Annotated in this window: 11 protein-coding genes; 6 read left to right on the top strand and 5 right to left on the bottom strand. The window is 71.3% G+C overall.

Annotation, left to right across the window (positions count from 1 at the left end):
- The first annotated feature begins 5 nt into the window (after window positions 1–5).
- A complete protein-coding gene (locus AC21LY_RS03500) occupies window positions 6–758 on the top strand; it encodes an IclR family transcriptional regulator (protein WP_489044935.1) in 753 nt (250 codons plus the stop codon).
- Between the two features lie 49 nt (window positions 759–807).
- Here AC21LY_RS03500 and AC21LY_RS03495 read toward each other — a convergent pair whose 3' ends face one another.
- From AC21LY_RS03495 to AC21LY_RS03485, 3 genes are read right to left on the bottom strand one after another with little or no spacing between them, the layout of a single operon-like run.
- Window positions 808–1488 (bottom strand): nuclear transport factor 2 family protein, encoded by a 681-nt coding sequence (locus tag AC21LY_RS03495; RefSeq protein WP_489044934.1) that lies wholly within the window; start codon window positions 1486–1488, stop codon window positions 808–810.
- A complete protein-coding gene (locus AC21LY_RS03490) occupies window positions 1489–2253 on the bottom strand; it encodes a glucose 1-dehydrogenase (protein ID WP_489045415.1) in 765 nt (254 codons plus the stop codon). It lies immediately after the preceding gene.
- A 2-nt stretch (window positions 2254–2255) separates the two neighbouring features.
- Window positions 2256–3146 carry a 3-oxoacyl-ACP reductase gene (locus AC21LY_RS03485; RefSeq protein WP_489044933.1) on the bottom strand — a complete coding sequence of 297 codons (891 nt, stop codon included), beginning with the start codon at window positions 3144–3146 and terminating at the stop codon, window positions 2256–2258.
- A 120-nt stretch (window positions 3147–3266) separates the two neighbouring features.
- On the opposite strand from AC21LY_RS03485, the gene AC21LY_RS03480 reads away from it, so the two are divergent.
- From AC21LY_RS03480 to AC21LY_RS03465, 4 genes are read left to right on the top strand one after another with little or no spacing between them, the layout of a single operon-like run.
- The gene (locus tag AC21LY_RS03480) at window positions 3267–4448 is read left to right on the top strand and encodes an acyl-CoA dehydrogenase family protein (protein WP_489044931.1); all 1182 of its coding nucleotides are present in this window, start codon (window positions 3267–3269) and stop codon (window positions 4446–4448) included.
- 15 nt (window positions 4449–4463) lie between these two features.
- A complete protein-coding gene (locus AC21LY_RS03475) occupies window positions 4464–5546 on the top strand; it encodes an acyl-CoA dehydrogenase family protein (RefSeq protein WP_489044929.1) in 1083 nt (360 codons plus the stop codon).
- Entirely contained in the window at window positions 5543–7186 is a 1644-nt protein-coding gene (locus tag AC21LY_RS03470; protein WP_489044927.1) for a GMC family oxidoreductase, read from the top strand. Before AC21LY_RS03475 ends, AC21LY_RS03470 begins: the two co-directional genes overlap by 4 nt.
- 1 nt (window position 7187) lies before the next feature.
- Complete coding sequence (locus AC21LY_RS03465) at window positions 7188–8747, top strand: AMP-binding protein (RefSeq protein WP_489044925.1); 1560 nt, start codon at window positions 7188–7190, stop codon at window positions 8745–8747.
- Here the strand turns inward: AC21LY_RS03465 and AC21LY_RS03460 are convergent.
- On the bottom strand, window positions 8736–10253 hold the full coding sequence (locus AC21LY_RS03460; protein ID WP_489044923.1) for an ATP-dependent DNA ligase: 1518 nt from the start codon (window positions 10251–10253) through the stop codon (window positions 8736–8738). The genes AC21LY_RS03465 and AC21LY_RS03460 overlap by 12 nt on opposite strands.
- Window positions 10254–10290: 37 nt before the next feature.
- On the bottom strand, window positions 10291–11871 hold the full coding sequence (locus AC21LY_RS03455; protein WP_489044922.1) for a succinic semialdehyde dehydrogenase: 1581 nt from the start codon (window positions 11869–11871) through the stop codon (window positions 10291–10293).
- A 46-nt stretch (window positions 11872–11917) separates the two neighbouring features.
- Between AC21LY_RS03455 and AC21LY_RS03450 the strand changes: the two genes are divergently transcribed.
- Window positions 11918–12937 (top strand): LLM class F420-dependent oxidoreductase, encoded by a 1020-nt coding sequence (locus tag AC21LY_RS03450; protein WP_489044921.1) that lies wholly within the window; start codon window positions 11918–11920, stop codon window positions 12935–12937.
- The last annotated feature ends 2 nt before the right edge of the window (window positions 12938–12939 follow it).

Here is a 12939-nt window from a genome sequence, read left to right as displayed (position 1 = left end):
AACACATGTGTCCCGCTGAGCGGAACGACGGCGCCACCGTCGACCGGGTCTCCGCGCTCCTGTCGGCATACCGGCCCGGCGACGGCGGGCTCGGGGTGTCCGAACTGGCGCGCCGCACCGGCCTGCCGAAGTCGACGGTGCACCGCCTCACCGGGCACCTGGTGACCGCGGGCCTGCTGGAGCGGTCCGGCACCGACCTCCGCCTCGGACTGAGACTCTTCGAGATCGGTCAGCTCGCCACGGGCCACCGCGACCTGGTCGACGCGGCCCGGCCGGTGCTCGCCGATCTCCGCTCGGCGACCCGCAACACCGTCCACCTCGCGCGCCTCGAGGGCACCGAGGTGGTGTACTTCGAGGTCGTGCCCGGACCCGACGCGCCGAACCTCCCGTCGCGCGTGGGCGGCCGGATGCCGGCGCACGCCACCGGCGTGGGCAAAGCGATCCTCGCGTTCTCGGCCGAGGCCACCGTCGACCGGGTGATCGCGACCGGGCTGCCGAGGCTGAGCACCCGCACGATCACCTCCCCGGCGATCCTGCGCCGCCAGCTGCAGCGGGTCCGCGACGAGGGCGTCGCCTACGAGCGGGAGGAGTCCGGCAGCGGCACCGTCTGCGTGGCCTGCCCCGTCCTCGACGGCGACGGTGCTCCCGTCGCCGCGATCTCCGTGGCGGGGTGGAGCACCCGCATGCGCCCGGAGCGGGTCGCCCCCGCCGTCCGCGCCGCCGCCCTCACCCTCTCCCGCGTCGCCTCCTCCAATTGAACACCGTTATGGAGAAGAAAACCGCAGGTCAGATACTCCATAACGGTGTTCAATCGGGGAGGTGGACGGTGACCGTCGGTGCGCCCGCGCCGGAGAGGTCGACGAGGGCGACGCCGCGACGAGCACCGTCGTAGACGGTGGCGGTCACCGTCGATCCGGAAGCGAGCACCTTGCCCACCTGGAGGCCTCGCTCGCACAGGAGCGCGGTCGCACGGCGTCGACCGCGGCCGCCGACGCCGCGGACCCCGCCGAGGAAGCCGAGGGCGGCGCGGGGGCCGAGGGTACGGAACAGGCGGGGCCCGAGGAGGGCGCCCGCGGCCAGCCCGCGCGGGCCCGAGAGCAGGAGCGCGATGATCATCGCTCGCAGCTCCCAATGCGCGTACAGCCCGGAGATCGCCGGGCCGTCCGCACCGTCGGTGACGATGTAGCGCAGGTGCATCGGGATGCGCAGCGTCACACCGGTACTCATCGTGGTGCGCACAGTGAGATCACGGCACATCGTGTCACCGTCGATCACGTCGTGTTCGACGTCGAAGACGATGGTGTTCGGCGCGATGAACATGTCGTAGAACCGCGCGATCGCCTCCGGAGTGGTCTGCGGCGGCGGCCCGACCGGGTCGTGGACGGTGCCGCCGGGCGCGAACAGCGCCGTCCACGCGGCCTTGTCGTGCGCGGCGACCGCCGCGGGCGAGGCCTCCACCACCCGCCGGATCTCTTCGGGCGACGGCATCTACAGCTTCAACGCGTGCGTCGCGGTGGCGCCGCCGTCGGCCACGAACTCGGCGCCCGTGCTGTAGCTCGCCTCGTCCGAGGCCACGAACAGCACGAGGGAGGCGATCTCGTCGGCACTGCCCTGCCGCCCGATCGGGAGCCGCTGCTTGAGCCAGTCGGTGGGCGGCTCGTTCCCGCCCAGGGCGTCCGCCACCATCGCAGTGTCGATCATGCCCGGGTGCACCGAGTTGACGCGAATGCCGTACTGCCCCAGCTCCATCGCCGCGGACTTGGTCATGCCTCGGATAGCGAATTTGCTGGCGGTGTAGGCAGTCAGATAGGGCATGCCGCCCAGCCCCTCGACCGACGACGTGTTGACGATCGACCCGCCACCTGCGGCCTTCATCGGTTCCACGGCGGCGCGCATCCCGAGGAAGCAACCGAACTGGTTGATCCTGATGACCCGTTCGTAATCCGCGAGGGAGGTCTGCTCCAGCGCCGAGAAGAACAGCACGCCGGCATTGTTGACCAGGATGTCCAGCCCGCCGAAGCGCTCCCGCACCTCGGTGACCGCTGCGGCCCAATCGTCCTCGCTCGTCACATCGAGATGGCGGTACACCGCGGCGTCCCCCAGCTCAGCGGCGAGCGCAGCGCCCTGCTCGTCCAGCACATCGCCGAGCAGTACCTGCGCGCCCTCAGTAACGAACCGCCGCGCGACTGCGGCGCCCTGGCCGCGTGCGGCGCCCGTGACGAGCGCCCGCTTCCCGCTGAGCCTTCCGGTCATCGTCATCCCTCCAACTGTGCTGCGACGAACATTCGGTCGTCGCGATCCGCGAAATAGCCACCGACCGCTGCGGCGAGCCCCGCCTCGTCCCACTGGCCGCCGTCGGCGTCGAAGCGGGCCTCGAGGCTCGGCGGCGCCATCAGCGCGACCATGCCGCCGTGCACCACGAAGACCTGCCCGTTGACCTTCACCGCCTCCGGCCCGGCGAGGAAGCGCACGAAGCGCGCGACGTGATCGACGGACAGCGGGTCGACCGCACCGTCGGGAGCCTCGCCGAAGACTCCCTCCGTCATGGCCGTCCGGGCTCGGGGGCAGATCGCGTTGGCGCGGACACCGTAGCGGCCGAGGCCACGCGCGGTGGCGATGGTGAGCGCCGCGATGCCAGCCTTCGCCGCGGCGTAGTTGGGCTGGCCGACGGAGCCGAACAGGAAGGCCTCCGACGACGTGTTGATCACGCGCCCGTAGACCTCGCCGCCCTCCGCCTTGGCCGCATCGCGCCAGTACGCGGAGGCGTTGCGCGAGAGCAGGAAGTGCCCGCGCAGGTGCACCCGGACCACCGAGTCGAACTCCTCGTCGGACATCGAGAAAATCATCTTGTCGCGGCAGAAGCCGGCGTTGTTGACCACGATGTGCAGCCCGCCGAGTCCGTCGGCGGCGGCCATGAGCGCATCCGCGGTCTCGCGGTCGCCCGAGTCGCCGAGCACGAGCTCGGCGCGACCACCGTCGGCCCGGATCTGCTCCACCACCTGCTCGGCGGCGGGCGAGACGTCGCCCACCACGACCGCGGCGCCCCCGCGAGCCAGCGCCAGCGCCTCGGCGCGGCCCAGTCCGGCACCCGCGCCGGTCACGATCGCCACCTTGCCGTCCAGGCTCTCCACGTTCACCTGCGCCATGCGCCATCCTTCCGATTCGAGAACCTGTTCACTACGGGGCACGCACCCCTTCCAGTAGGAAAATACTGCCGAGACCGCGGTTTCGTTCCACTTTTCTAGAACTTGTTCTACAGTGACGCCATGCGGATCGACTATGCGCCGGAACAGCAGGAGCTCCGGACCGAGTTGCGCGCGTACTTCGCCCGGCTGATGACGCCGGAGCGCCGCGAAGCCCTACTCGGGCCCGGTGGCGAGTACGGCGACGGGGAGGTCTACAAGGAGATCACCCGCACTCTGGGCAAGGACGGCTGGTTGGCGATCGGCTGGCCCGAGGAATTCGGTGGGCAGGCCCGTCCCATGCTGGACCAGCTGATCTTCACCGACGAAGCAGCGATCGCCGGCGTGCCAGTCCCGTTCCTCACGGTCAACACCGTCGGCCCCGCGATCATGGCGGGCGGCACTGCGGAGCAGAAGGTGGAACTGCTGCCCGGCATCGCCGCCGGCGAGACCCACTTCTCGATCGGCTACTCCGAGCCCGAGGCCGGCACCGACCTGGCCGCGTTGCGCACGCGCGCCGTCCGCGACGGTGACGACTTCGTCATCAACGGCCAGAAGATGTGGACCTCGCTCATCGAGTACGCGGACTACATCTGGCTCGCGGCCCGGACCGACCCCGAGGCCCAGCGCCACCGCGGCGTCTCCATCCTCGTGGTGCCCACCGACGCGGAGGGCTTCTCCTGGACCAAGGTGCACACCGTCGCCGGGCCGGGCACGTCCGCAACCTACTACCAGGACGTCCGCGTGCCGGCCGGCTCGGTCGTCGGTGAGCTGCACGGCGGCTGGAAACTCATCACCAACCAGCTCAACCACGAGCGGGTCGCACTGACCTCCGCAGCCCCTCTGCTGGACTCGGAGCGACAGGTGCGTCACTGGGCGCAGACCACCCGGCTCGCCGACGGCTCGCGGGTGATCGACGCCGAGTGGGTGCGCGTGCACCTCGCCCGCGTCTACGCGCACGCGCAGTACCTCAAACTGCGCAACTGGAAGATCGCCTGGGCCGCCGACCACAGCGAGCTCGGTCCTGCCGACGCCTCGGCCACCAAGGTCTTCGGCACCGAGTACGCCACCGAGGGGTACCGCCTGCTGATGGAGGTACTCGGCACCGCGGCGATCGTCCGCGCCGGCTCGCCCGGAGCGCTCTTGCGGGGCCGCATCGAGCGCCTGCACCGCAGCTCGCTCATCCTCACCTTCGGCGGCGGCACCAACGAGATCCAGCGCGACCTGATCGCCGGGGCCGGCCTGCGGCTGCCGGTCAGCCGATAGGGCAGGAGAGAAGAGATGGATTTCACCGTCCCGGAAGCCCGGACCGATCTCGCCGACCTGACCCGGCGGATCGTGCTGTCCTGGGCCGAGAAGGACCCGCGCCCCACGGATTCCGGTTTCCACGCCGGGCTCTGGGCCGCGCTCACCCGCTCCGGAGTGCTCGACGCGGCCCTCCCCTCCGCCGTCGGTGGCGGCGGCCTCGGCCTGCTCGCCCACGCCGCCGTCCTGGCCGAACTCGGCCGCGCAGTGGCACCCGCGCCGTACCTCGACACCGTTCTCGTCGCCGGCGAGCTCCTCGCCGAGGCCGGCACGCCCGCCCAGCTCGAGCGGTGGCTCGTGCCGCTGGTCCGCGGCACCACGACGGCCGCCGTCGCTTTCGGGGACGCGCTGAGCGGCTTCACCGCTCGCCCGACGGCCGACGGCTGGCAGGTCGACGGTGCGCAGACCGCGGTCTCGTCCGCCTCCTTCGCCGATCTCCTCCTCCTCGAGGCCACCACCGCCGACGGTGCCGTCCTCCTCCTCGTCCCGCGCGGGACGACGGGGCTCGTCGTCACCGGCCAGCACGTCGGCAACGGGACCGACACCTCCCTTGTCGAGGCCGACGCCGTCAACCTGCCCACGACCGCGCGGCTCGGCGGCCCGGACACCGCCGCCCGCGCCCGCCGTCTCGCGACGATCGGCTGGTGCGCCCTGCAGGCGGGCATTACGGAACGAGCGCTCGAGCTGACGGCCGACTACGCCCGCACGCGCGAGCAGTTCGGCAAGCAGATCGGCGGTTTCCAAGCCGTCCGGCAGCGCCTCGCCGACGCCTACATCGACGTCGAAGCCGTCCGCCTGACGGTGCTCGAGGCGGCCTGGCGCGAGTCCGAAGGACTCGACGCCGAAGCCGAGATCGCCACCGCCAAGTTCTGGGCCGCCGAGGCCGGACACCGCGTGGCGCACACCGCGGTTCACGTGCACGGCGGTGTCGGGATCGACATGGACCACCCCACCCATCGCTACTTCGTGGCGGCCAAGCGCGCGGAGTTCGCGCTCGGCGGCGCAACGGCCCACCTCCGCGCCCTCGGCGCGACCCTCGCCGGAAGGAACCCCACATGATCCGCAGGCTGTACAAGACCGCGACCACCCCGCTGTCGCCGAACGAGGCCGTCGACTACGTCGTGATCGGCTCGGGCAGCGCGGGTTCCGTGGTGGCGGGCCGACTCGCCGACACCGGCGCCACTGTCGCGCTGCTCGAGGCGGGCAAGGCCGACAACACCCGCATGACACAGGTGCCCGGCATGATCACGATGGTGCACACAGTGCCACAGATGAAGTCGCAGGTGGCGTGGAAGCAGTACTCAGTGCCGCAGAAGTTCGCCAACGACCGCCGGATCCCCATGACTCGCGGGAAGATCCTCGGCGGCTCCAGCTCCATCAACGGCATGCTCTTCGTCCGCGGCAACCGCGCCAACTACGACTCGTGGGCCGCCGAGGGAGCCACCGGCTGGGACTACGAGGGCGTACTGCCCGCGTTCAAGCGCCTGGAGAACTGGGAGGGCGGGGCGAACGAGTTGCGCGGCGCGGGCGGCCCGATCGAGGTGACGCGCCAGCGCGACCTCACCGAGGCCACGAAGTCCTACATGGACGCCCTGGCCGGCACGCTGAACGCGCCGATCATCGACGACTACAACGGCCCGTCGCAGGAGGGTGTCAGCGTCTTCCAGCAGAGTGCCGCGGGCGGTACCCGCTACAGTTCCGCGCAGGGCTACCTCCGCGAGGCCCGCCCCAACCTGCGTGTCCACGTGAACGCACACGTCAAGCGGGTCGTCATCGAGAACGGCCGCGCCACGGGCGTGGAGGTGCTGGACGGGAACTCGGTCACCACCATCCGCGCCAAGCAGGAGGTCATCGTCTCCGCCGGCGTCATCGGCACGCCGCAGGTCCTCATGCTCTCGGGCGTCGGCCCCGCGGCGCACCTGCGGGAAAAGGGCATCGACGTCGTCGCCGACCTGCCCGTCGGCCAGAACCTGCACGATCACCTCTTCGTCCCGATGACCTTCCTCATGAAGGACGCGGTGAACAAGGGCACCCCGGCGTACTTCGCGAAGGGCGTGGCCGCCGAGGTCCGCAAGCCGGGCACGACGTGGATGGCGCGCACCGTCTTCGACGCGGCCGCGTTCGTGCGCACCTCTTACGCCAAGGACATCCCGGACCTGCAGATCCACTGTCTCCCATGGAACTACCCGGTGCCCAATCAGGACGCCGACAAGCTGCACATGGTCGATCCCCGGCCCGGCCTGACCATCCTGCCCACGCTGATCTACCCGCAGAGCCGTGGCGAGCTGCGCCTGAACTCCGCGAACCCGTTGGAGCAGCCGTCGATCGACCCCGGCTACCTCAGCGATCCGCAGGACACCGAGGTGCTCATGGAGGGCATCGGCATGATCCGCGAGGTGATGCAGCACCCGTCGGTGCGCGGCAAGGTGAGCGAGGAGTTCACGCCCGGCGCTTCCCTCATGGACGATGCGGCGCTGCGGCGCGAGCTCCCGAACCGCGTGCACTCGGTGTACCACCCGGTGGGCACCTGCCGGATGGGCACCGACGAGCGGGCCGTCGTCGATCCGGAGCTGAAGGTGATCGGCGTCGAGGGCCTCCGCGTCGCGGACGCCTCGATCATGCCGTCGATCACGGGCGGCAACACGAACGCGCCGTCGTACATGATCGGCGAGATGTGCGCGCGGTTCCTCGGCGCGTGAGATGAGCGGAGCACGCTCGCAGCCGCTTCCGACGGTCGCCGACCTGCTCCGCGCCCGCGCCGACGATCCCGGCGCGGGCCTGCGGGCGGGCGACCGCACGTGGAGCTGGGCGGAGCACGTCGCGGCATCCGCGGTCCGGGCGTCCGTCCTGCGGGAGTTCCTTCCCGACGGTGCGCCACCGCACGTCGGAGTGCTCGCGGACAACGTCCCCGAGTACTCGCTGCTGCTCGGCGCTGCTGCACTGTCGGGCGCGGTCGTGGTGGGGCTCAACCCCACCCGCCGCGGCGACGCCCTCGCGCGGGACGTGGCGCTCGCGGACTGCGGCGTCGTACTCGTGCAGGGCCGGCACGCGGCTCTCCTCGAGCGGCTCGACCTCGGCGTCCCCGTCATCGACCTCGACAGTGCGCGGTGGGCCGCGCTCCTCGACGCGCACACGGGTGCACCGCTGCCGCGGGCCGAGGTGACCGCGGACAGCCTGCTCGCCCTCGCCTTCACCTCCGGCACCAGCGGCGAACCGAAGGCCGTGCGGGCCACGCACGGCAAGTTCACCGGTGCGGGCATCATGCTGGCGCAGCGGTTCGGGCTCAGCGGCGACGACACCGCGTACGTGGCGATGCCCCTCTTCCACTCCAACGCATTGCTCGCGGGCTGGGCGGTCGCCCTCGCCGCCGGCGCGACCATCGCCCTCGCCGAACGCTTCTCGGCGTCGGGCTTCCTCGCCGACGTGCGGCGGTACGGCGCCACGTACGCGAACTACGTGGGTACGCCCCTGTCGTACATCCTCGCCACCGAAGAACGCCCCGACGACGCCGACAATCCACTGCGCGTGCTGTACGGCAACGAGGGGCGCGCCGACGACATCGCAGCCTTCGCCCGGCGCTTCGGCTGCCACGTCCAGGACGGTTACGGCTCGTCGGAGAACGGCGTCGCCATCGCCCGAACCCCCGACACCCCGGCCGACGCGCTCGGCCCGCTGCCCGACGGGGTCGCCGTGTGGAAGCCGGGCACGTCGATCGAGTGTCCGCGCGCCGAGACCGCCCCCGACGGGTCCCTCCTCAACCCCGACGAAGCCATCGGCGAACTGGTGAACACCGCAGGCACCGGCGGGTTCTCCGGCTACTACAACGATCCCGCCGCGGACGCCGCGCGCGCGGACGGCGGCGTCTACCGCACCGGGGACCTGGCGTACGTCGACGCGGACGGCTACGTCCACTTCGCCGGCCGCACCGGCGATTGGATGCGGGTGGGCGGTGAGAACCTGGGCGTCGCGCCGATCGAGCGCGCTCTGCTCCGGCATCCCGCCGTCGTCGAGGCCGCGGTCTACGGCCTGCCGGATCGCGTCGGTGATCAGGTGGCCGCAGCCCTCGTGCTCGCGCCGGGCGCGCGCCTCGGTCCCGCGGACCTCGCCGCCTTCCTCCGCGCACAGCCGGACCTGGGCCCGCGCCAGTATCCGCGCCGGTGGCGGATCGTGGACGAACTCCCCCGCACCCCGTCGTTCAAGGTGCTCCGCCGCGCCCTGGTCGCCGACGGGATCGACGCCACCGCACCGCTACCCGGGTAGGAGCGCCCGGACGGCGTCGATCGTGTCCGCCTCGGCGGCGGTCTTGTCGGGCCGGTAGCGGAGCACGCGGGCGAAGCGCAGCGCGACGCCGCCCGGGTACCGGCGCGAGACCTGCACCCCGTCGAGCTCGATCTCGACCACGATCTCGGGCCGCAGGTACACCGTGTGCTCGTCCCGATCACGTTCGTGGAGCGGGAATTCGTCCGTCTGCCAGCGCAGCAGCGCGTCCGTGAGCCCCTTGAAGGTCTTACCCACCATGACCGGATCGCCGCCGTCCGGGTCGCGGGCGCCGAGGTGGAGATTCGAGAGCATCCCGGTGCGCCGCCCGTACCCCCACTCCGCGCCGAGCACGATCAGGTCCAGCGTGTGGCTCTGCTTGGCCTTCTGCCAGGCGCGGCCCCGGCGGCCCGCGGCGTACGGCGAGTCCAGCGCCTTGACCATGACGCCCTCGTGGCCCGCGGCGAGGGCGGCCGCGTAGTGGGCCGCAGCCTCGTCCGGCGAGGGCCGAACAAGCGCGGGGATACGCGCCGGCCCTGCGACGGATTCCAGCGCACCGAGGCGGACCTCGAGGGGTTCGTCGAGCAGGTCGAGGCCGTCGAGGTGCAGGCAGTCGAAGTAGTACGGGCGCAGCACGGTGTCGTGGGTCTCGGTGGATCCGAACCTGCTCATCGTCTCCTGGAAGGGCCGCGGCCGGCCGGCATCGGTCAGGGCGAGGGACTCCCCGTCGAGAACGACGGACCGGCAGGGCAACTCGCGTACCGACGCGACGATCTCGGGCACGGCATCGGTGATGTCACGGAGCGTGCGCGTGTACACGCGGACCTCGTCGCCGAGCCGGTGCACCTGGATCCGAGCACCGTCGAGTTTGAACTCGACACTCACGTCCGGGCCCAGGTCTGCCATCGCGGCGCCGACGTCGTCCGCGGGCGAGGCGAGCATCGGCGAGACGCCGCGCAGCACCTGAAGGCCGAAGCCCGCGAGTTCCTCGGCGCCACCGCGCAGGGCGGCGGCAGCCGTATCGGGCAGCGAGCCGGACAGCATCGCCGCGCGACGCACCGTCTCCAGCGGTACCTCCGCGGCCCGCGCCACCGCATCGGTCACCACACCCGCCAGGGCGCCCTGCCGCAGCTCGCCGGTGATGAGCCCGACGAGGAACCGCCGCTCCGGTGCCGTCGCGCGGCCGAACAGCTCGGTGAGCACGGCGTCCCGTCGAGTGACGGATCCCGCACCCGAGGTGCCGGCCAGCTCGTCGAGCGCGACGGTGACCTCCTCGACGGTCAGGGACGGCTCGGCAGCGGGTTCGAGTGCATCGACGGTCCGCGCAACGGTGCGCCAGCCCGTGCCGAGCCGGCCCTGCAGCAACTCCCCCGAAAGCCAGGCGACGACGGCGCGGACATCGCCGGGCACGGCGGCACGGATCACGGCGGCCAGCGCGGCGATCTTCGCGGTGCGCGAACGGGTGCTCGCGACCTCGGCGGACACGGCGACGACCTCGGCGAACAGCACCCCGTCATTGTGGCACCGCGCACTGACAGGTGACCCCTCAGCGAATACGCAGCTTGCGCATCCAGCGCAGTACCTGCATCGTCTGCTGCGCGTACTGCGCGTAGGTCTGTCCCGGCCGCAGCCCGTAGACCTGCTTCTTCAGCGTGGCGAGGTTGGTGGTGTCGGTGTACTTGAGCAGGCCCGCGTCGCCGTGGCGCACGCCGACGCCCGAGGCCTTCCAGCCGCCCGACGGGGTGCCCTTGCTCGCGAAGGACGCGGCGAAGCCGTCGTTGATGTTGACGTTGCCCGCCTCCAGCTGCGCACCGATCCGCGCCGCGCGGCGCAGGTCCCTGCCCCATACGCTGGCGTTGAGGCCGTAGCGGGTGTCGTTGGCGAGTCGGATCGCCTCGTCGTCACTCGAGTACCGGAACAGAGAGACGACGGGGCCGAAGGTCTCGGCGGAGGCGAGGTGCATGTCCGGAGTGACGCCCGTGAGGATCGTGGGCGCGTAGAAGGCGGGGCCGATGTCGGTGCGTTCCCGTCCGCCGCACAGGATGGTGGCGCCCTTGGCCCGTGCGTCCTCGACGTGTGCGGAGACGCGGCGCAGCTGGTCGGGCGACGCGAGCGAGCCCATGTCGGGTTCGTAGTCGTAGGTGGCACCCAGTTTCAGGGCGCCCGCGGCCGCGACGAAGCGACGGGAGAACTCGTCGAAGATGTTCTCGTGGACGTACATCCGCTCGACGTGCATGCACGCCTGGCCGGCGTTGGCGAAGACCGCGAAGATCGCCGACGGGATGGCCTCGTCGAGGTCCACGTCATCGAGGACGATCATCGGGTTCTTGCCGCCGAGTTCGAGGCTGCACCCGATGAGGTTGCGCCCGGCCCGCTCGCCGACCGTGACGCCCGTGGCGCTGGAGCCGGTGAACATGACGAAGTCGGACTCGTCGATCAGGGCGGGGCCCACGTCCGGCCCCTGCCCGCAGACCACCTGGAAGAGGCCCTCCGGTGCCCCGGCGCGGCGCAGCAGCTCGACGCCGTAGAGCGCCGCAAGCGCGGTCTTGTTGTCGGGCTTGAGGACCACGCCGTTGCCGGCGATGAGGGCGGGGATCGCGTCCGAGAGGGCCATCGCGAAGGGGAAGTTCCACGGCGCGATGACGCCGATGACGCCCTTGGGCCGGTGCAGTTCCACCGAGTTGCTGACCACCGGCACCGGGCCACCCCGGCGGCGCGAGCGGAGCAGCTTCGGCGCGGCCTTGAGGTAGTGGCTGATCACCATCGGGACGTCGCAGGACTCTTCGAAGGCCATCCGGCGGTTCTTGCCGGTGCCGCTCTGGATGAGATCGACGAGCAGCTCGTTGTTCTCGAGGATCAGCTCGTGCAGCCGCCGGAAGACGGCGAGGCGCTCCTCGAGAGGCCGCTGGGCCCACTGCCGCTGAGCCTCCCGGGCGGTGGCGAAGGCCGCGACCACGTCGCTCGGGGTGGACTGCGGGAGCGCGCCGATGGCGGCACCGGTGAAGACCTCGGTCATGGTGAACGGGTCGCGGCTGCCGTCGGCCACCACCAGCGCAGTGAGTCGCTCGATCAGCTCGTCGGTGACGCGCGCGGGCAGGGTGCTGTGGATCTGCGTGGGCGAAGCCATACCGAACTGTAACCCAAATCCTAGAACTTGTTCTAGGATTTGGGGAATGGTCAATGATCTCAATCTGGGCATCAACCTCGGCTACTGGACCCGCGGACCCGAGGACCACACGGCGGCCGTGGTCGCCGCCGACGAGCTCGGCTACGACTACGTCTTCACCGCGGAGGCGTACGGCTCCGACGCCTTCTCCACGCTGGCCTGGTACGGATCCCGCACGAAGCGGATCAAGCTGGGCACCGCCGTCGCACAGATCCCCGCGCGCACGCCGGCCGCGACCGCGATGCACGCCCTCACGATCGACGGGCTCTCCGGCGGCCGCATGGTGCTCGGTCTCGGCGCGTCAGGACCGCAGGTCGCCGAGGGCTGGTACGGCAGCCCGTTCCCCAAGCCGCTCGCCCGGACCCGCGAATACATCGACATCGTGCGGCAGGTGATCGCCCGGGAGGAGCCGGTCACCAGCGCCGGCCCGCACTACCCACTCCCCCTGCCGGGCGGGACGAGCCTGGGCAAGCCGCTCAAGTCGATCGCGCTGCCCGTTCGCCCGCGGATCCCGATCTTCCTCGGCGCGGAGGGACCGAAGAACGTCGCGCTGTCGACCGAGATCGCCGACGGCTGGCTACCACTGTTCGTCGATCCGCAGCAGGTCGAGTCGGTCTTCGGCGAGTCCCTTGCGGGGCGCTCCGCGGACTTCGAGATCGCCGCGACGGTCTCGGTGATCGTCTCCGACGACCTCGAGGCCGCGCTGACCCGGGCGAAGGTCCCGCTGGCCTTCTACATCGGCGGCATGGGCCACAAGTCCACGAACTTCCACCTCGACCTCATCGGCCGGCTCGGCTTCGCCGATGCCGCCGTGGCCGTCCAGGAGAAATTCCTCGCGGGCGACCGCGCGGGCGCCGTCGCCGCCGTCCCCGACGAGCTCGCCGACTCCATCGCCCTGCTCGGGCCGATCGACCGGATCGCCGAACGCCTCGCGCTGTGGCGGGACTCCCCCGTCACGACAGTGCTGTTCAGCGGTGTCCGTGACGAGTCCACGCTCCGCGCCCTCGCCGAGGCCGCGCGAGGCTGAGG

The organism is Tsukamurella sp. II2bb (assembly GCF_057815145.1).
Note: the sequence above shows the minus strand (reverse complement) of the source record. Positions and strands in the feature narration are given on the sequence as shown.

Coding starts and splice junctions, on each gene's coding strand:
- AC21LY_RS03500 (WP_489044935.1), top strand. CDS start 6: ATGTGTCCCGCTGAGCGGAACGACGGCGCCACCGTCGACCGGGTCTCC.
- AC21LY_RS03495 (WP_489044934.1), bottom strand. CDS start 1,488: ATGCCGTCGCCCGAAGAGATCCGGCGGGTGGTGGAGGCCTCGCCCGCG.
- AC21LY_RS03490 (WP_489045415.1), bottom strand. CDS start 2,253: ATGACCGGAAGGCTCAGCGGGAAGCGGGCGCTCGTCACGGGCGCCGCA.
- AC21LY_RS03485 (WP_489044933.1), bottom strand. CDS start 3,146: ATGGCGCAGGTGAACGTGGAGAGCCTGGACGGCAAGGTGGCGATCGTG.
- AC21LY_RS03480 (WP_489044931.1), top strand. CDS start 3,267: ATGCGGATCGACTATGCGCCGGAACAGCAGGAGCTCCGGACCGAGTTG.
- AC21LY_RS03475 (WP_489044929.1), top strand. CDS start 4,464: ATGGATTTCACCGTCCCGGAAGCCCGGACCGATCTCGCCGACCTGACC.
- AC21LY_RS03470 (WP_489044927.1), top strand. CDS start 5,543: ATGATCCGCAGGCTGTACAAGACCGCGACCACCCCGCTGTCGCCGAAC.
- AC21LY_RS03465 (WP_489044925.1), top strand. CDS start 7,188: ATGAGCGGAGCACGCTCGCAGCCGCTTCCGACGGTCGCCGACCTGCTC.
- AC21LY_RS03455 (WP_489044922.1), bottom strand. CDS start 11,871: ATGGCTTCGCCCACGCAGATCCACAGCACCCTGCCCGCGCGCGTCACC.
- AC21LY_RS03450 (WP_489044921.1), top strand. CDS start 11,918: ATGGTCAATGATCTCAATCTGGGCATCAACCTCGGCTACTGGACCCGC.